Source organism: Curtobacterium sp. BRD11 (assembly GCF_031844345.1).
Taxonomy (GTDB): domain Bacteria; phylum Actinomycetota; class Actinomycetes; order Actinomycetales; family Microbacteriaceae; genus Curtobacterium.
The window spans coordinates 124,242-142,361 of record NZ_JAUZUZ010000008.1 but is presented as its reverse complement, the minus strand read 5'-3'; the positions used below and the strand labels follow the sequence as shown (position 1 = coordinate 142,361).

At 63.3% G+C, this 18,120-nt stretch carries 15 protein-coding genes; 3 read left to right on the top strand and 12 right to left on the bottom strand.

Annotated elements, in window-relative coordinates:
- Positions 1–8 precede the first annotated feature (8 nt).
- A complete protein-coding gene (locus Q9R28_RS15855) occupies positions 9–809 on the bottom strand; it encodes a glycosyltransferase (protein WP_311206573.1) in 801 nt (266 codons plus the stop codon).
- Positions 810–967: 158 nt separating this feature from the next.
- Between Q9R28_RS15855 and Q9R28_RS15850 the strand changes: the two genes are divergently transcribed.
- Positions 968–1,783 (top strand): nucleotidyltransferase family protein, encoded by an 816-nt coding sequence (locus Q9R28_RS15850; RefSeq protein WP_311206572.1) that lies wholly within the window; start codon positions 968–970, stop codon positions 1,781–1,783.
- On the top strand, positions 1,692–2,321 hold the full coding sequence (locus Q9R28_RS16830; protein ID WP_396137170.1) for an AAA family ATPase: 630 nt from the start codon (positions 1,692–1,694) through the stop codon (positions 2,319–2,321). The genes Q9R28_RS15850 and Q9R28_RS16830 overlap by 92 nt, the downstream gene beginning before the upstream one ends.
- A gap of 883 nt (positions 2,322–3,204) precedes the next feature.
- Here the strand turns inward: Q9R28_RS16830 and Q9R28_RS15845 are convergent.
- Positions 3,205–4,173, bottom strand: a complete 969-nt coding sequence (locus Q9R28_RS15845; protein WP_311206571.1) for a hypothetical protein — start codon at positions 4,171–4,173, stop codon at positions 3,205–3,207.
- Between the two features lie 1,143 nt (positions 4,174–5,316).
- Here Q9R28_RS15845 and Q9R28_RS15840 point away from each other — a divergent pair.
- The gene (locus Q9R28_RS15840; RefSeq protein WP_311206570.1) at positions 5,317–5,658 is read left to right on the top strand and encodes an Lsr2 family protein; all 342 of its coding nucleotides are present in this window, start codon (positions 5,317–5,319) and stop codon (positions 5,656–5,658) included.
- A 233-nt stretch (positions 5,659–5,891) separates the two neighbouring features.
- Here the strand turns inward: Q9R28_RS15840 and Q9R28_RS15835 are convergent, their stop codons facing one another.
- From Q9R28_RS15835 to Q9R28_RS15790, 10 genes are all read right to left on the bottom strand, one after another.
- The gene (locus Q9R28_RS15835; protein WP_311206569.1) at positions 5,892–6,791 is read right to left on the bottom strand and encodes a metallophosphoesterase; all 900 of its coding nucleotides are present in this window, start codon (positions 6,789–6,791) and stop codon (positions 5,892–5,894) included.
- Positions 6,788–7,759 (bottom strand): hypothetical protein, encoded by a 972-nt coding sequence (locus Q9R28_RS15830; protein WP_311206568.1) that lies wholly within the window; start codon positions 7,757–7,759, stop codon positions 6,788–6,790. The genes Q9R28_RS15835 and Q9R28_RS15830 overlap by 4 nt, the downstream gene beginning before the upstream one ends.
- Before the next feature lie 90 nt (positions 7,760–7,849).
- Positions 7,850–9,568 (bottom strand): hypothetical protein, encoded by a 1,719-nt coding sequence (locus tag Q9R28_RS15825; protein ID WP_311206567.1) that lies wholly within the window; start codon positions 9,566–9,568, stop codon positions 7,850–7,852.
- A complete protein-coding gene (locus Q9R28_RS15820) occupies positions 9,565–10,512 on the bottom strand; it encodes a hypothetical protein (protein WP_311206566.1) in 948 nt (315 codons plus the stop codon). Before Q9R28_RS15820 ends, Q9R28_RS15825 begins: the two co-directional genes overlap by 4 nt.
- A gap of 350 nt (positions 10,513–10,862) precedes the next feature.
- A complete protein-coding gene (locus Q9R28_RS15815) occupies positions 10,863–11,849 on the bottom strand; it encodes a hypothetical protein (protein WP_311206565.1) in 987 nt (328 codons plus the stop codon).
- A gap of 177 nt (positions 11,850–12,026) precedes the next feature.
- On the bottom strand, positions 12,027–13,790 hold the full coding sequence (locus tag Q9R28_RS15810; RefSeq protein ID WP_311206564.1) for a helicase HerA domain-containing protein: 1,764 nt from the start codon (positions 13,788–13,790) through the stop codon (positions 12,027–12,029).
- A 1-nt stretch (position 13,791) separates the two neighbouring features.
- Entirely contained in the window at positions 13,792–14,928 is a 1,137-nt protein-coding gene (locus tag Q9R28_RS15805) for a hypothetical protein (protein WP_311206563.1), read from the bottom strand.
- Positions 14,928–16,103, bottom strand: coding sequence for a HigA family addiction module antitoxin (locus Q9R28_RS15800; protein WP_311206562.1), 1,176 nt, complete (start codon positions 16,101–16,103; stop codon positions 14,928–14,930). The genes Q9R28_RS15805 and Q9R28_RS15800 overlap by 1 nt, the downstream gene beginning before the upstream one ends.
- A 49-nt stretch (positions 16,104–16,152) precedes the next feature.
- Positions 16,153–16,470, bottom strand: coding sequence for a hypothetical protein (locus Q9R28_RS15795; RefSeq protein ID WP_311206561.1), 318 nt, complete (start codon positions 16,468–16,470; stop codon positions 16,153–16,155).
- Between the two features lie 39 nt (positions 16,471–16,509).
- Positions 16,510–17,775: a Druantia anti-phage system protein DruA gene (locus tag Q9R28_RS15790; RefSeq protein ID WP_311206560.1), complete on the bottom strand. Its 1,266-nt coding sequence runs from the start codon at positions 17,773–17,775 to the stop codon at positions 16,510–16,512.
- Positions 17,776–18,120 lie beyond the last annotated feature (345 nt).

Below are 18,120 nucleotides of genomic sequence, written 5' to 3'. Positions count from 1 at the left end.
GATTTCCCCTAAAGATATTGTTCGACTTCGTCGTCGAAGGCCATGCGGACCTGGTTATCGAAAATAGATTCTCCCCGACCCGCCCGCTCAAGAGTGTTTTCCTTGAAGCACTCACGAACAAACGGGTGCGATTGCCACAGGTGGTGACAGTACGCCCCAGGTGGAACCGGACCGCTTTTCTCAAAAAAATTCTGCAGGTCCAACTCGTACCACATGGGGAAGAAGAATGCGTCTGCGTTGAGCAGCGTCACATCGCTCCGCATGGCGGCCAAATATGCTGGATATTGCACTGAGTACTCCGACCAATAACGATCGCGACCAAGAGATCGAAATCCCTCCCAGTGGGAGGTAAGCGGATCGAAGCCTCGCAGCCACTCTGCTAGGAACGTGCTTCCGGGCTCAGCTAGGATAACTGCGTTGCAGGCACCAGGCGTCTGCGCTGGTACATCACTACCTTCCTGCCCAAGGACGGTCCTCAGGTCACGCAGGTCCGCGAACGGACGCACGCAAAGCACGTCGTTGTCCAAGTAGATACCGCCTTCAGAGTGCAAAATCTGCAAGCGTAAAAGGTCTGTGGCGTGAGCAGGGTGCACGATTGGTCGGCCTGCAACTTCGCGCGGTCGTTTGACGTAGTCAAGGGCGATCTTGTCCTTGAGCCGCTCCCACCAATAACCTTTTGGCTCTTGGTCGCAGTGCAGGACTGCCTCGTCGAAACCGTTTTTGTGCAAAGCACTCGAGACGCACAAGTAGTTGAGCGCCGAAAACGCACCTCCGTCCAGCCAAACCAAGTGCAGCACATTGGGTATCACTGTTCCCCCTCACGACGTTGTGTGATAGAAAGGCGCCCCACGCCTCGTAGTCAACGTATCGGGCATAGTACGACTGCGCAACCAGCAGATACACAGGGGCTCGCACGGCCAGCATCCTGGGCGAGCACGCCATGTCACCGGCCAAAAGGAGGAAGATCGTGCCCACAGCGAAGGTCGCCGTGGTTCCATGCGCTGGGAGAGGGACGCGCCTACGGCCACTGAGCGACACCATCCCCAAACCTGTGCTTCCGCTGGGTGAGCGCCCGGCGCTGTTTCACATTGTCGAGGAGGCGATCCAAGCCGAGATCTCACGAGTCATCCTCGTGGTACCCGCCGATCCCCTGCTCCAGCGCCTGGCCGAATCTGCGCTCGCTGACGTTCCAGTTAAAGTCGACTTCTTGACGCAGAAGCGTCCCACTGGCCTCGGCACTGCTGTTTCCCTCGCATGCCGCTACCTAGCTTCCGAGGGCGAAGAGAGATTCCTCCTGCAACTTCCCGACGTCGTTCGTAAGCCTCACGCTCTGGGAGCACTCAAAGTCCTACAGGATATAGCCACTGAGTCTGGCCACGCGGCACTCAGCCTCAGTAGCAAGTTCGTCTCGGAAGCGAGTCAGCATGGGGTCGTCGAGGTGAGGGAGTCCGGCCCCCTATCTGCGATCAAGGAGGTGACCAATTTCATCGAAAAACCTCGCGGTTATAAATCGGCAAAGAGCGATATCTTCATAGCGGGAGGCAGATACGCCTTCGCCACTGAAGAGATTCTTCGTGCGCTTCCCGAATCGCTTCTTAGAGACGCAACAGAAGATTGCGAAGTGGATCTAACCTTCGCTCTCGATGCTGCAATAGCGCAGGGGGCTCTGCTCGGCGTGCCGTCAGAGGATTATGCAGACATTGGCTCCTGGGACGGATACAGAGAAGCGTCGGCGGCTCACTTCAAATCGCTGCCAAAACGGAAGGGGCATGCAGGTGAGTAACTATGGTGATTCGCATGGGATTTTCATCAATGGGGCGTTCGGCGCTGGAAAGAGTACGGTTCTCGATCTAATTGGGGATCGTCTAGCTCAGGCTCAGCTACCATTCTCGCTCATGGACGTAGACTGGTTCCATCGATCTTCCCCGACCGCCAGTGACGATCCGGATAATGTGTTGACTGAAGCCCGCAATATAGCTGCTGTTTGGTCGAATTACCTCGAGGCGGGCCCTAGAATCGCCGTGCTAAGCGGAGTAATTACGTCCGCTGACGCGAGACGACGATATGAGGTCGCGCTCGGCCGCCGTCTCCATGTCGTCTGTCTTTCAGTCTCGAAGCGAATTGCGTTTGAACGGCTGGAGCGTCGGTACGGCGGTCGACAGCCGGAGGCATTGGCTTGGCATCGGAATCATTGGGCTCTGACCGCGAGCGCGATAGAGCGATCCTCGGAAAATGACTTTATCATAGAAACGGACGACCACTCATCTTCTCAAGTGGCGGACATAATTCTTGATTACAGCAACCGGGTAGGCCTCACCTAGTCCCTCTCAGCTCGCTTCTTCCCCCCGAAGCACCCCCGCCCTCCTGCGGCGGATGGCCCCTTAGACATAGCGCAGGGTTGCCAACTCGTCGCAAAAATGCTGCTCGCTGGGTCCGACACCATCGAACCTCCAATGTCGACCGAGTTCTCCCCGTTGATCACACCCTGACCCGATCACGGGCGGCCCCTCCCGGGCACACCGTTGGGCTTGCCAATCGGGACGGACCTTGTAGCGCCTTACGCTGAGCACGGGTCGACGGACAGAGCCAGGATCTGTGCATCACCATCGTTCGAAGGCGCGCACGGCGAGCCGAAAACGCGGCACGTCGAGGCGCTGATGCGACCAGGACGAGCAGCAGGCAAGGAGGCGGACGTTCAGTTTGGCCGGCGGGCGTGACGTGGCTGTGCGCGGCGCTGGCCGCAGTGGCAGCCGTCGGGTGCTCGTGGCCGGCGATTTGCCCGGCCGTCGTGTGCATCAGCACCGTAAACACGATCAGCAGCTACAACGCCAATGTCGCCGTGACTTGCAGCAGCAGCCGGCGGCGCAGAGAGGTGGTGGTGATGGGCATCAGCTTGTCGAAGGGACGGGTTCGTTGAGCGCTTCTACCGTGCACCACCTGTATCGGTGACGGCGACACCATATTCGCAGCCGTCTCGCCGGGGCTGGCCGAGGCAGGAACATCGTAGCCGGTTTCGCTGCGTGGCAAGCGGTCGATTGGGTCGTGAGCGCTAACACGAAGCGCCACTCCAGCTGCACCTCGGCTGACCGACAGGGACACCGATCAAGCGGCTCCGACCGTCGGCGACGTAGGGGCGGACGAGCGCCACCCGTGGGCTGCGATATCGCACGACGACATCTCGCAGCATTCGCATTGCGTTACGATTTAAAATGGCTGATTGCGTGATGGCGAATATGCGGCCAATTTCGATACCAGTGCGCAAACATCAACCCACGCGTGACGCGCGTCAACGGCACTCGTGAAAGCGCCTGGTGGCAACAGAGATGCCTCCCATCCCACCCTTGTCCCCCGGTGCAGGATTGAGTCCTCGACGATCGGCAGTACGTTTTCTGCACTCCACGGCCCCCGGGGATCCGCCGAGTAAATAGCGATCAGCTGGTCAGCAACGTCACGAATTTTGCGCGAATCCAAAGCCTTCTGTGGGTGAAACAGCGCCAGGTAGGAGTGTGCGAGATCAATCAACAACGTGATAACCCGGTAATCCAGCTCCATCTCAGGGACAATGCCTTCCGGGAACTTCTCAACTAAGCGCGCATCCAGCTCGCGGCCCCGGATGTAGTCATCGGGCAAGGGAATGCGGTCCTCAGCGGCAGCCATCAGCGCGGGGTTGGTGGACCAAAGGTCGATCCTCGCCCAGAAGGCGTAGCGGTGGAACTGTTGCCCGACCGCGGGATGGGTGAAACGTATTTTACGTGTCCTTGCGCTCCTGCGAGCCCCAGCAAGCGCGGACGCGAGGCCCGAGGGCGAAACTGTCCACCATTGGCCGGCGTTTTCGTCTTCCCCGCGTTGTTCGATAAGTAAGAAGGTGGGCAAACCGCCTCTGCTAGCGGCAACCCATTGCTGAAGTGTGTCTGTTCGGAGCGAAAGCGTTGAGCCATGAGCCAGTGACTTCACCTGGAAGTGTGCCGCTCGCCCGGACAGCTCCCACGGTGGCGCATCAGCGTCAGGCGCTAACTCGGAGAACGTTGAGGAAACCGGTAGCTGCGCGTGCAGGTCCCAGCCGAAGTCTGAGCCAGTGAGGGAGTTGATGCTCATGCCGAAATCCAGCAGCAGTCGAGTTGCCTCGATTTCACCAACGTTTCCACGATACTGATTGAACGTCATACTCACCATAGGGGGATCCTAGCTTGACTGCGGGTGTCCGGGCGCTGGGTAATCTGCTAACGCTGATTTCGTTGTGGCGGCGGACCGATTGCGGCAACAGCCGAGCCTCGCCGTTTCGCTGGTGGAGCCGACCGGTAGGGGCGGCGATACCTCACCGCCCTCAAGGTCGGAGCAGTTGAGAATTGTGGACGCCGAACAAGCGCCCCGACCGCCGACGAACCGTTGGGCTGCTCGGCCGCAGCGGACCGTCGGAACGAAGGAACCAGGTGGCGACTGCCCCGCGGCACCCAGTCGCTGTATGAGCACTGCGGGGAGATGCGGACGTAAGGGGCGGGCTAGCAGCCTGTTGCTGCACATGCTGACTGTACGGTTCGGCGGGGCTCGGAGACCTCAGCAGTTCCACTAATTCACAATCAGCGCTTTCTCCGGGGCAAGGCGCTCCTTTGCGGCGCCTCCCAGCCGCGACCCTGCAGCCGCGGACAGAGAACGCCGGGGCACTTGTCGAGCAAGGTGAGTGGCGCCTGACTCCGATGCAGAGAACGCAGACAAACCCGCTTGCAAGCGAGTCGACGAGCGCAATCCGCGGAAGTTGTCAGTGCCGCCCCAGCTGCCGGCCGACTGAGCGCGGCCGTCGCTTAGCGGCAAGGAGACTTCGACCGCAGCGATCCAGTCCAGCGGCCGAGCCCTACGTGCGAGGGGGACAGAAACAGTGCTCGGGGGGAGGGGGGCAGGCGAGCGGTTACGCCGAGCCAACTGCGCCAGCGACACCTTCGGATCGGAGTGAGCAGCTCCTCGGTAGCAGCGGCCGCCTCTGCGATGCGGTACTGGTCCAGCTGTCGCCGCAACCTCGGCGCACGAGTCGGCGATCGCCTTCGAGCACATCGCGTGACACTTTCGACACGTAACCGCGACGGTAAGAGGAATGTCTCTCCGCAATGCGTCGCGCCCATGCGACCGCACATACCCATATCGACCGCTGTCGCTCCGCGGCGTCTGGCCTGGCGTTGGAAGCGCGGCCGCGCCGTGAACCGCCGGCGAAGTCACGCTGGGCGACTCCCAGAGGGCCGGTGGTCACGTTTGTGGTTTCGACGTCGCGGCACTTTAGGGCCTGATCATGCTACGGTGCTGCTTTCGGATGAAGGGATGTAGCAAATGGCGCAGAAAGTAACCACCACATTCGTAGACGACCTCGATGGTCGCGAGATCGAAGCAGGCAAGGGCGGAACCGTGTCCTTCGCTTTCGACGGCGTCGACTACGAGATCGACCTCAGTGACAAGAACACCGAGAAGCTCCGCGCGGTCCTGGAAAATTACATCGCTGCGGCTCGTCGCGTCGGACGACCCGGAGCACAGCGAGCCGCGAAGCGAAGCCAGCGGTCAAGCGAAGACCTGGCCGCGATCCGTGAATGGGCGGCTGGACAAGGCATGGCGGTGTCCACGCGGGGCCGCATCGCTCAAGACGTGAAGGACGCGTTCTACAAGAGCCAGCGGTAAGCAGACTGCCGACAGACGACGCCGGGCTCGAACGGGTCGTGTTCTGGCCGCCGAGCAACCGCGGTGACTGCGCAGCTCTTCTTTGCAGTGAAATCCTCACCCCCTCCGGACCAAGCCGGGCTGACCAGAGAGAGCTGCTGTCGGATCGGCTCTTGAACTGCGTGAGTGCTGCGGCTGGTCGCAGCTGTCGCGGCACGTGTATCGCGGCGCTTAGCGTTCCCATTGTTCGCGGGTTAAGGCCCGGAAAACGGTGGGTTGTGGAGCCACGTAACCGCGAGATCGTGGATTCTCAGGAGGGCGAGATTGCCTGATCGCCTCACAACTGCAAGGGAGTGCACCTGTGAGCCGTCCTCCAGCGTGACGCTCCCGTGAACGTGCATATGCCCGTGGAAGGTCAGCCGCGGGTGCACCCCCTCTCGGAGTTCCGTTACCAGCTCCCGAGAGCGCTGGCTCGCGAGGCGTCGATCGGCGGACCACCGACGGCTGCGTATGGCGGCGTCAACGGTCGAGATCCCGGCGTCGACGGCTTCGTGAAGGAGGAGAACGTCGACGTCGCCGTCCGCGGCAGCGGCCGCTACTTCGAGCGCGTCTGGAACCTCTCGCTGGCTCCACGTGGCGCTTCGAAGGCCGCGACCCAGCGAAGCGGCGCCGCCGAACGACATGAAGGTTGCGCCGTCAAGCTCCCATCGGAACCCTCGTGGGGCAATCCAGATTCGGTGCGCAACGCGATACATGCGGTCGGGATGGCGCCCGAACTCCTCGTGGAGCTGCTGCCACCAGTCGTGGTTTCCCGGAGTGAGCAGCAGTCGTACGATCCCGTGCTCGGCTAGCAGCGCGTCGAGCGCGACGATGAATGGTTTTGCTGAGGATCTGCCACCGCGCGAACGGGTCGGTTCGGCGTAGCGGAGGTCCCCGAGGTGGAGGATCGTTCGAACATCGGGAGCGGTCCGACGGAGAAGGTGCAGGGCAGCCGTGGTGCCCTCGATGTCGGACTCCCAGTCTCCCGCTACGGCGACGCGCGTTTCGCCGTTGAGTGTGAAATCAGTGGTTGGGGAACCATCGGCTGTGGGCCACAATCGGCGCTCGGCCGGGGAGAGCCTGCGTCGACTTGGCGTCGCGGGGGTGTTGCTCATGGTACTCCCGTCGTTGTGTTTCCCGGTCGTGCGCCTGGTCGCGGTGCAGCGCGATGGGACGCGAGCACGGTGAGATGTCCTTGGGGGTCGTCGTCAATGAGGCTTGCGCCGACGGCGGCGAAGTCGATCGACATCAGGCCGGCAGCGTCGAGAACGGTCCTCACTGGTACTGGTGCACTGAGGGCGTCTCGGAGCCATGTGGCTCGGAGCCGCCGCGGGGACAGCTCGGGCAGCGCGTCGTTGTAGACCAGCCACTTTCGGATGCTGGTGAACGAGGCGGCGGTCGGGGTCGCTGATGCGTGGGCGAGAATCCCGTCTCCAGCGTCGCGCAACAGCCTCTCCACGATGGGGTTGTATGACTCGTGCACGATGGTGGTGCGCGACGGGGAGTGGCTTGTGGCGGTGTGCACGCTCGTGAGGTGCACGACGTATCGGCCGTGACGGGTCTCGATGTCGCGACCGCGGAGGTGCACCAGCTCGATCGCGTGCAGCCCGGCGCCATGGTGGAACGCCAGCGCGGCTTGCATGTACCGGCTGCGCGCCGGGGTGCGCTGCTTGGCGGCAGCGTCTTGGTAGAGGCGGATCTCGTCGGGGGTGTAGGGGAAGGACACGGTTTTGCTGCCCGGCGTGATGGTGCGGGAGCGCCATGGTGCTCGTCGGGTGTTGGCGATGCCGACCCGGCGCAGAGCCCAGCGCACGCCGATCTGTGTTCCGTGCACCCACTGCGCTCTGTCTCCGGAGGCGAGGTACTCCTCCAGGCGTTCCGGGGTGATGAGTTGTTCGGCGACGAGCGGAACGTCTTGTTGTTCACCCCAGATGACGAACGCGGCGGTGATCGCTGCGAGTCGGTGAGCGTCGCGGGCGCTCGAGGGTCGAGTGGTGGTGACGAGGTCGCGGACGAAGTCTGCGGTCTGTTCGGTCCACCCTGTGTTATCCGCTGGTTGGTAGGTGGCAATGCGGTCGACCACCTCGGGGCGTAGTGCTTGGCGAGCGATGATGGTGCTTCCTTACAGTCGGTTGCGCGGTGCGCGGTGCGCGGTGCGGAGCAGATCCGGCAGTCAGGTGTGCCGGCGAGTGCGCTGAGCCGTGGTGTTCCGCTGCGTCTTCTTGCGGAGGTGCAGGGCCGGTGTTTTCGGGAGGCGGCGGCGTCTCGGTGCGCGATGTTGGGGGTAGTCGGGTGCGGTGGGGTCTACGTCCTCGCCGTACGTGTCTCGGAGCATGCTGATGTTGACGGCGATGCAGTTGAATGCGAGAACCAGCGTGTTCGCGGTCACGCCGAAGACATGGGTGCTGTGCCGTCGCATGGACCCGCGCCAGAACTTGAGTTGGGCGTTGTCGCTTTCGACAAGGTTGCGGAGACCGTAGTACGACGCCCACTTCGTGGTCCCGAAGGGATACCGCTGACGCTCCCATGCGGCTTCGTTTGCGGGGATGACTTTGGTTGCCGCGCATGCGCAGTCGGTGCCGGGCTTGCAGGTTGTCCGGGGCACATGGGCGGGAAGCCGGTGGGAGGGCGCGTAGTTCGGGCAGCGGAGGTGACCAGCTCGCGCGGGACCCTTCATTTGGACGTCGCCGTTGCTGTACCGGCGGTTCGGGACGAACGCCCAGCGCGCGCGTTCGTCGTACAGGTCGTGGAGTTCGTTCAGAACTTCGGCGCTTGCGCGTGCCTTGAATCCGGGAAGCTTCCGGAGTCGCGTGGGCAGGGCGTCAGGGAAGAGGCTGCCGTCGATCCAGATCACGCCGGGCATGCTCTGCGAAGGGTGTGGACGGCGCTGGTTGCGGTGCAGGTCATGGATCGGGATGATGCCGCGGTCGGTGAGCGGGTGAGCCCACGAATCGGGAACAGCGTGGCTGTAGCCGCGGTCTGCTGCGAGGTGGGTGAAGGAGCGCTCGGGAAGCGAGTCGATGAGGTCGAGTCCTGCTTGTGCTTTGTAGCTTCCGGCGGGGCGGAGCGCGATCCCGCGGATGAGGGGAACCCAGTACTGCAGTCCCGGTCGGCCAGCGTCGACCAGGAGGTGTGCGTCGTAGCCGTTGAAGGCGTTGGTGCTTCGGTCGTCGTTGCGGGTGCGCCAGCCGATGCGTGCTTGCAGGTCCGGCGCGACGATCTTCCGCCCGTCGAGGTGACCGACTTTTGGCCAGTTTGTAGCGTCGTCGGTCCACTCGTCGGATTCGGAGTGGTCGTCGGGGATGTAGGTGTCGATGCTGTCCGGCTTGGCGCTCCATGCGCGAGGGCGGGCGTGGCTTTCGATGTCGGTTGAGTCGATGGCCTGCACCGGGGTCATCGGGAGCCGTCCGAGCCACGCGGGCAGCTTCGCGGACGCCGCGACGAGGGTGTTGACGAACGCGTCGAGGGTCGGCAGGTTGGCGTTTCGTTCCATCAGGACCGTGCCGAACGCATCGACTCGTCGATCGCTTCCTTCCGGTTCAAGTTCCTGGCAGAGCCGTCGGAACGCTGACTGGTAGGCGAAGTACGTCCACTCGCGGTTGGGGAGGCCGAGACGCCGGCGCTGTGCGTGGTTGAGCGAGCCTGCCCACCGGGCGACGTCGGCGAGTTTCGGGTCGCGTTTGGGTTCTTGCACCTTGAAGGCCAGGAACGTTGCGAGAACTGGTGTGAAACGCATCTCGCGGCGCCGACCGGGGAGGTCGCGTTCGAGGCGGGACAGGATCGGTTCGACTGAGGACGCGAGGGCGCAGCCGTAGTCGACGGCCTCGTCGTTGGTCATGAATCGTCCCGGCGGGAGGAAGTCGGGCATCGGGTTGAAGGTTTCGTCGATCATGAGTCGTATCCGGCGAGCGTTGCCGCGATGAGGCCGGGGTCCTTTCGGGGAGTGAGATGCGGGAGTAGGTGCGCGAAGCGCAGGTCTGTGATGCCTGCCGCGTCGGCGAAGGTGGACAGCTGAATGTCCGCGTTCAGCACCTCGACCATCCAGGTGGCGCGGAGCCGACGCAGTTCCAGTGGTGGAGCCCATTCGGCGGGAATCTCGAGAAGTGACTTGATCCGCGACAGTGGGTTCCGTTGATCTGGGGTGAATGGTCCGAGCAGCGGTCCGGACGGGTAGTCGTTCAGCAGCTGCAGGAGGGCCACTTGGTGTGCACGCCGTATGGGGATCGTTCTCGATCGGGGTCCGCGGACGTGAACGAATAGCAGCCGGTCCCGCCGTTCGAAGTCGGCTGCGGCGACAGCTTCCATCTCGGTGCCACGAAGCCCGGCTCCGAGGCCCAACCGGACGATCCCCTCGAGCGCCCGTCGCCGACGCTCGGTGCGTTGCTTCGGCGCGAGGCTGCAAAGCGCGTGCTGCTCAGCCGCGCTGTACGGTTCGGCGATGGACGCGCGCTGGTACCGCGGATCCGGCGATGTCCATCCCGCCCTCCGAGTGACGTGCCGGCCGATCTCGCGAAGTGCTGCTCGCTGCGTGCCGCGGGAGTGTTCCCCGTGGTTCCGCAGTTCTGTCGCGACGTACCACTCAACGTTTTCGGGGGTGAACAGCATCTCGGGGTCCAAGGGAATCCCGTGATGATGCGCGAACCTGCCCATCTTGCAGCTGCTGAGCACTGTCTTGTACGCAGCAGTCGGCGTCGTAGGGTTCGTTCGCCGGGCGAACCCGACAAGCGTCTCTCGTGCATCGACGAACCAAGGCTCGTGAGCGAAGCGCGGTCGGTACCGCTCGAACACCTCCTCGACGGTGTAGGCCCAGGACCCTCCGACGAAGGCGCGGCTCACCACGGTGCCACCCGGGTGCGCCGCGGTGGCGGGGACAGGAGTGGTTCCCGGCATGGACGGGACCGACGCGGATGGCTTCTGCGGCGCGGCGGAACGACGTGGGGGTTCTCGGATGGTGCGCCGTGACGTCGCGGGAGGCGTGACGGTGGGGTCGACAAAACTACGGGTTGCGCAGTCGCGGCGGAGTTGGTAGCCTCGAAGCAATCTTTGGTAGAGGTTCTTCGAAGGCCATCACCCAGCGGCATGTCTGCTACGGTGGTGGCTTTTGTAGTTTCGTCGTCGTAATGACGACTCTGCATGGTGGGTTCCTCGGTCTCCTCCCTGTCCGCAGACAGTGGTGATGTGGGCAGTTAGCCCATTGGTCCGACGTGAGCGTCGTCGGAAGTTGTAGTGGCAGCGGCTCGGCGGTTCCTGCGACTGCCGAACGCTGCGGTGGAGCGGTAGCGGCCTCGACCGACGCGTGTGAGTTCTCCACGCTTGACCATCGAGTTGATGGTGGAGTCCAGGATGTTGTCCGAGCGTGCGGCGGTGCGATCGAAGCCAAGTGCCAGCCGGAGGTCCTTCAGCGCGAACTCGCCCTTCTCTGGGACGCTGGCGCGGACCGCTGCCGCGAATGGAATGGCGGGCGGGGTGGTGAGCTGCTCGTCGACGACCCGCTGTCGCAGTCCTCGGTCGCGCACGCGCGCATGCATCGTCGACCAGTTCACGCGCAGCGGTGAAGCAGCCAGCGCGTCATCTGCGGAATCCGTGGCGGCTGCAATGTCGCCCTGCACCTTGCCGGCGACGTGCATCAGCGTCTCGATCGCTGACTCGAGTTCGCGCAGTTGCGCGGTACGTTCCTCGCGGTACCGCTGAAGATCTTGGTGGTGCATGACGCGTCGGCCTCCTTGTCGTCCAAGGATGACCGACCGGCATCGGCGAACTGCGGACTCAAGACGATTCAGCCACTCAGCACGCCCGTACAGTACTCCCTGACGATCCTGAAGGATCTCGCGGAGCTGCGGACCGATGGTGGGGTCATCGAGGAACCGCTGCAACTCCGTCAGTCGCAGGTATCGACGGCCGTACTGCAGCTTGTCGAGCTGCTCCTTGGTGAGTCCGTGCCGCCGTGCGACTTCACCACGAATCTGAGGTTGCGTGTATCTGAGGATGCGAGCTTCCGACCACAGGTTGCGGATCGATCGGATCTCCAGTTCGAGGTTCCAGGCAACGACGAGCGTCAGCACGAACTCGATGCGATCCCTGTGCACACCAGGACGATCCGCCGGATCGAAGGGCCACTCGCTGTCGTATTCGTCGCGTGCACGCTGCCGTGGGGTGGGAAGTGCAGCGGGCACGTCTGCACGTTACCGTCGCTCACTCAATCTCACAAGTTGTCAGATATGAGGTTGAGGAAAGCAGGGCAGCGCTGTCACGGACCGCAATCGTCGAATGCAACCCTCCCTGACCTGCTCCGCCAACGCTCCTGATGCCGTGGATTCCGCTCCTTGAATCGGCCGGTCGGAAGCGCAACCTCAAACGCGGTCGGTGCCGCGGTTGAGCGCCGCGAACTGCTCCGCGCTGGTGGCGACTTCGAGGAACACTGGTGCTGACGTGAACGAGAGTGGGCTGATCGGCCCGGACACCATGAATGGGTAGACCTTCTCCTGCAGCGCGCGCGGGTTGGCGAAGGTGCGGTAGAGGTCCGCGCTGGTCGCGCCGACGTCATCGGCGACGCGACGGAACTCGGCGCCGCTGGTGAGTCCGTACCCATACGCCCGGATGCTGAGCTGGTTGTAGATCCCCTCATGAATGGCCCGTGTCTCCTGCGCGATGAAGGTCCATCCGAGCCCAACCTTGCGGGTTTCGCGGACGTTTTCGACAAGCTGCGCGCTCAGCGCTCGGACCGCATCGGAACCGTCTGTTGCTGAGGGGGCGAAGCGGGCTGCTTCGTCGAAGATCACGGAGCAGTTGATGGAGCGTCCTGACTCTGTCCAGGATCGGTCCGCCAGGCGGCGCAGGTGGAACGCGATCGTTCGAATGATGCGCGCTTTGATGTCCTCCTGGTCGAGCCAATCGGAGCCCTGCTCGCCGGCGACGTTGATGACGACGTACGGCTTGACTGCCCGGCTCGTGTCCGTGACCTGACGCAGGATGCTCAGCAGCTTTGTGCGTCCGGTCGGGTTGAAGACGGCGTGCACACGAGTGAACTCGTTCAGCAGGTCCGTCCACAGTCGTTCGCCCTGCAGCGCCTCTTCGAGGGTGTCGCTGAAGCGGGTCTGCGCCGTCCCGCGCGCGTAGACCCGGTTCAGGTGCCGCTCTTCGTGCAAATGCTCCAGCAGCGCCCGCAGAACGTCTTCGGGGTCATGGTCGTACCAGTGTTCGCGGTCGCGAAGCGCGGACTCGATCTCTGCGATCGCCTCCTGCCGGTTATCCGCACGTTTGATGGTGAGCAGTGAGAAGAAGCGTGTCTGCTCCAGCAGCTCGGTGAGGAGGCCGTTCGACGGCGGCAGCTGCAGATCCCGCGCGACTGACTTGACGATCACCTCACGGCCGTAGCTGCGTGCGGCGTCTTGCGGGCTGATGGGAAGTTGATTCTCGCTGCTGAACTGGCCCTGCGGGTCGAAGACGAACACGCTCATCTGCGTGTGCCGCAACTGCTGCGCGAGCATGTATGCCGCGAGGGCGGTCTTGCCGCTGCCGGTCCGGCCGAAGATGCCCGTGTGGAACGCGCCGTCGGTGTGCTCGGAGGCGAAGTCGCGGATGAACATCGGAAGCCGCACGTCACTTCGGTACACGCGCCCGAGGTACACGACCTCGTGTCGACGACTTGCGATCAGACCCTGCACGAGGTCCTCGTCGACGAGATTCACGCCAGCGCCGGTGGTGGGACTCATTCCAAGTGCCCCGCCTGATTCCGTTGGTACGCGCCGGAACGGCGGCGCGGGGGCGTCGCTTTCGAACACAGCCTGCACGCGCACGTTTGCGGTACGCACGTCGCCCTCGGCGGACAGGTGCGGCAGGGAGCCGTGTATGCGAAGCACACCGCGCATGTTGGGGTCTTCGTGCCACCGGTTGTGCGTCTCAATCTCGTTGACGGTGCCGAGCGCGATGAGGTAACGACCTTCGTTGAGGGGGTGGTACGTGTACACCATGTCGCCGAGGAGCGTCTCATTGGCCGCCTTCTCGACGATGTCGATCGTGACGTCGCCCGTGCCGCTCGGCGAACCTACGATGCCGATCTGGGTGGGACGTAGGCGGGGTCGCTCCCTTGGGGCGGGTGCGGGTTCGGCGGTCATCTCAGACCCCTTCCGTGCGGTATGACTGCACCAGCATCGGTGCCAGTTCCTCGTGGTGCCGCGCCAAGTGCAGGTGAGCCGCTGCGCGGAGGGCAGACAGGCCGAGCCCGACGCTTTTCGCGATCACGTCAGCGAGGTACTGCGGGTACGGTTCGCGGACGAACGGACCGGTGATTTGCAGCTGCAGCGACGCGAACAGTCGGTGCAGGTGCTCCGAGCTTTCCGCAATCTCGGGTTTCACTTCCAGCCGGTAGGTCGGTGCTGCTTCGTCCGGCTTCCAGTAGAGGAAGTACATCCGACGGTCCCGGAGCGGCTGAATGATGTCGTCAAGGGCGCGGACGATGTTCCTGTTGTGCAGTTCGCTGCCTTGCCGGGCGAACAGGTGTAGTTGCCGCCACGGGTCAGCTTCGACCTTGGTTGGGCGTGTGTACTCCCCTGGCTGAAGGATCATCGAGGTGACGTACTTGTCGTCACCCGGGATCGACAGGCCGATCTGTTTGGAGAGCGCATCAGCGATCACCCGTGACGAGTCGTACTTTGGCATCGCAACGATCGCCGGATTCGCAACGAAGGACTCGAGCGAACCGACGAGGTCGTAGTCGACGGCGAGGTCACCGCTAGTCCCGGACACCGTGGCATCCGCGGACGAGAACCCGCTGTTCAGCTGAATTATTGGCGTGAGGTGGCTGCCGTCGTAGACGCGGATGAGGTGCGGAGAGTCGGCGAGGACTCCTAACTCGTGCACGATCATCGCGGCACGCGCGAGGCGTTCATTGTCTACGTTGTGAACCAGCACCCGCTCAAACGACTGGTACTGGTTGTGATCCCATTCGCGACCGGGTTGGCCTGGTCCCGAGAACCCTTCAACCCCTACAGCGACGGCCATCACCATATCGACGGCAACGGTTCGCTCGACCGCGAATCCTCCGTCAACCGCGCACACAGTGTCTGATTTCGCCGGCTGAGCCGTCAGGATCAGGCCGGACTGCTCCGCGGCAGTGCGCAACTGGTCACGCTGCTGCAGCGCCGGGAGCAGGAGCGCTTCGACCTCCTGCGCGGCGGCGGGTGCGCGTTGCAGCAGCGTAGCCAGGAGATCCTCCGGCAGCCGGGCATATTGATGCCCGTCATCGGTGTGCATCAGTCATCTCCTGGCATCCCCCATACGCCTCGCCGCTTCGACGATGCCGCGGCGTACCTGCCGGGCAAATCCTGTTCCGAAACGTGCTGCTTCAGTCTGCTTCCCGCGCCGTGGTCCCAGAGGCCGACATGCTGCAAACGCGCGACAACTACGGACGGTGCGACACCGATCTGCTCAGCGAAGTCGAGCACGTCCTCCGGCGTATGAAGGTCCAGTAGTTCATTCGCTCGGGACGAAGGGATCAGCAACTCGTACGCGAACTCCTGAGCCTGCCGCTCTTCTACAGGCACACCATTAGCCGACTGTGCCGCCGCGGAAGCTGCGTCCTCGTTCTGGTCGTCAGGGTCCGTTTCGACGAAGAGTTCCGCATGACCGTGCAGCAGAACGTGCCCCAACTCGTGGAACAGGGTCTCCCACAGCTTGTCGTCCGTTCGACCTCGAAGGCTGAGTTGCACCACTGGCTCAGACGCGCTGAACCAGCGAGTGACGCCGTAGGCGCGTGTCCCTGGCACGTCCTCAACGAACACGATACGCAGACCGAAGCTTGCCGCTAGGGTCACCGTTTCCTGCAAAGCTTCCCGAACCGGGCGCTGAGTGAGCGCTCGAAGCTGCGGTAGTGCCGTTCGCAGCGCATTCGGGCGGAACGCCGGCGCGGGCAGCTCGCGGGCTGCAAGTTCACCGAGCCGAAGCCAAACCGCCACAGCGGCGTCATCAATTGAGTACGCGGATGTTTGGCGAAACCGCACGACTAGAGATCCCATGAGGGCATCAAACGTGGGCTTGTTGGCGACGCCGAAGAAGCGCAACAGTTCACCGACACGGTCAACGTCCTCGACCTTGCCATCGCGAAGATAACCGCGCGCGACGAGATGCTTGATCGGCATGCGCCGCATCCAAGGGATGAGGGTTCGGAACGACTCGCGCTGTTCAAGCTGCTGCAAACGTTCTCGGTAGCTTGCTTCGAGTCGTAGCCACCAGTGCGCTGGAGTGCCGGTGACCATCTCGAGCCGCTGTGCCACGTCCGCGCTGACGCTCGCGCTGCCACGGACGATTTGATTGATGTGCTTCGGTGTGAGCGACGTTCGTCTCGCGAGTTCCGCCTGCGTCATGTCAATTTCTTCTAGCCGAACACGAAGCGTCTCACCGGGCGCGACCGCCCAGTCAGTGTTTCGCATGGAGAACGGCTTGCGGGGCCGATTTTCAGTGTTCATCTGACACCTCCCTTCAGTGGTAGTCGACGATCTCGAGGATCTCGATGGAACGGATCTCGGACCAGTCGTCGTATGGTTCGTCGACGCCCACTGGGACGAAGACGAGTCGGCGCGGGTGCTTCAGGTCGAGCGCGAACTGGCCAGCACGGTCGGCCTTGAGCGAGTGAAGGCGACCACCGAGCAGCTGCAAGTCTTGCAACGAGTCGGCCTCGGTCAGGTGTTGCAGTCGCATCTCGATACGGGCCGCGTTGTCGCTGCCGAACATCCTGACCAGCTGACGGTGGGATGCGCACATCTCCTCCAGCTTCGGGTCGGCGAAGAACACGTCCATGCACCTGATGCTACACGCGTGCACCGGACCGGTACATACCTACCGGTAGAGTCGCCAAGCTTCACGCCGGAACGTCTGCCAATCGGTCCGTCGCTCCGAACGCGGCACCGCCCACCGCTCCCGCCACCACTCCGACAGCGCACCCACGGGGTCGTCCCGCCACTCCAACGCGTCCTCCTCACCGCGGAGGAACTCCAAGGAGTTCGACGCCGTCAGCCCGAGAAACAGCTCCCGTTGTACGCCATGGAATCGGAGCCGGCGCCCGTCCAAGCCCATCGCATGCAGCGCACGCTGCACCACCTCCCGGCGGTTACGGAAGCTCGTTCCTCCCCAACCGGCCTTCCGCTGGGTGAGCCCATCCCCCAGCCCTTCCGACGCCAACGCCACCAGATCGTCGTAGATCGGACCAGTGAAGTGAAAGTCGCCACTGCCTGACGAGAACCCGACCGGCGCCAACGCCCACGAACCATCCCGCCGACGCAGCCGGCTATACACAGACGACCGCCCCAACGCCGACGAAGTCGTCACCGCCGCGAGCTGCGCGCTGCGCTCCTCACCAGAGATCCGCCCACGGGACCCGCTGTACTTCCGAGCGAAGACCTCCCGAACCTCGTTACTCGTCGCCAGAAGCGCCATCAGCTTCCCAGCGAGCAACTCCCGGTACGGGGGGACAGCACCAAGAACGAAAGCGTCCATCATGTTGATCAGCCCTGCACGCTGCTGCTGACCCGACCAGCCGATCGCCGCGTCTCGAGCACGCATCGCGAACACCGGATCCGCGAGCCCGATCAAACCCATCAGACGATCATTATGCCCCTCGTCAACAACGAGGAAACGGACGCGTCGACCGTAGCCAGCCGAAACCGGGATCGACCAATGCAGGGTCGACCACCGCCACAACAAGCCGTTATGGTCTCGCGGCGAGTGCAGCTCGATCAGACGAGGACGAATCCGAGACGGATCAACCTCATCACCATCAGCCAACCGTTCAAGGAACGACCCCTCATGCCGCTCAAGCGCAGGACGCGCTCGGTCAAGCTGCGATCGTACGGACTCCCCATGCAACGCACGCAGATGCTCCTTGTCCTCGACCGGCGGAGCCTCCAACCCGCCATCGCGGAACTGGAAACCCTGACGCCGCAGGTGAACGATCAAGTCCTTCCGGAGACGCAACGCCGACTCCGACAAGGGAACACCGTCCGGTCCCACCGCTGGCAACCCATCCACGGACAGCACCGCCCCGACCGCGGAGGACTCCCCATCAGTCGGCAACGCGCGCACGCCATCAGCCGCCGACAGAACCATTAGTCGAGTATCCCAGGCCCTCGAAGTCCCCTGGCACCCAGCGTCGCCGAACGAGGCGCACGCGCCCGATACCAACGAAACGGGCCAACGCAGCCAGGCGTCGACACCCCGAACTGCCTGACCGATCTGGCACACCAGGAAAATCGCCGAGCGCGCGCCCGTAAAACCCCAGATCAGGCGCCTAGTCGAGAGGTTATTGATCGCGCCAAGCTCGCAGCCGGACGGGCGAAGAGCCGCGAAGGACAGCCAAACTGTCACGCCGCGGCATCCAAGTGAGAGGGAGCCGATCCGCGAACTGACGCGGATCGGCCGCCACTTTCCTCAATGGGTAGCCGTGACTTTCCA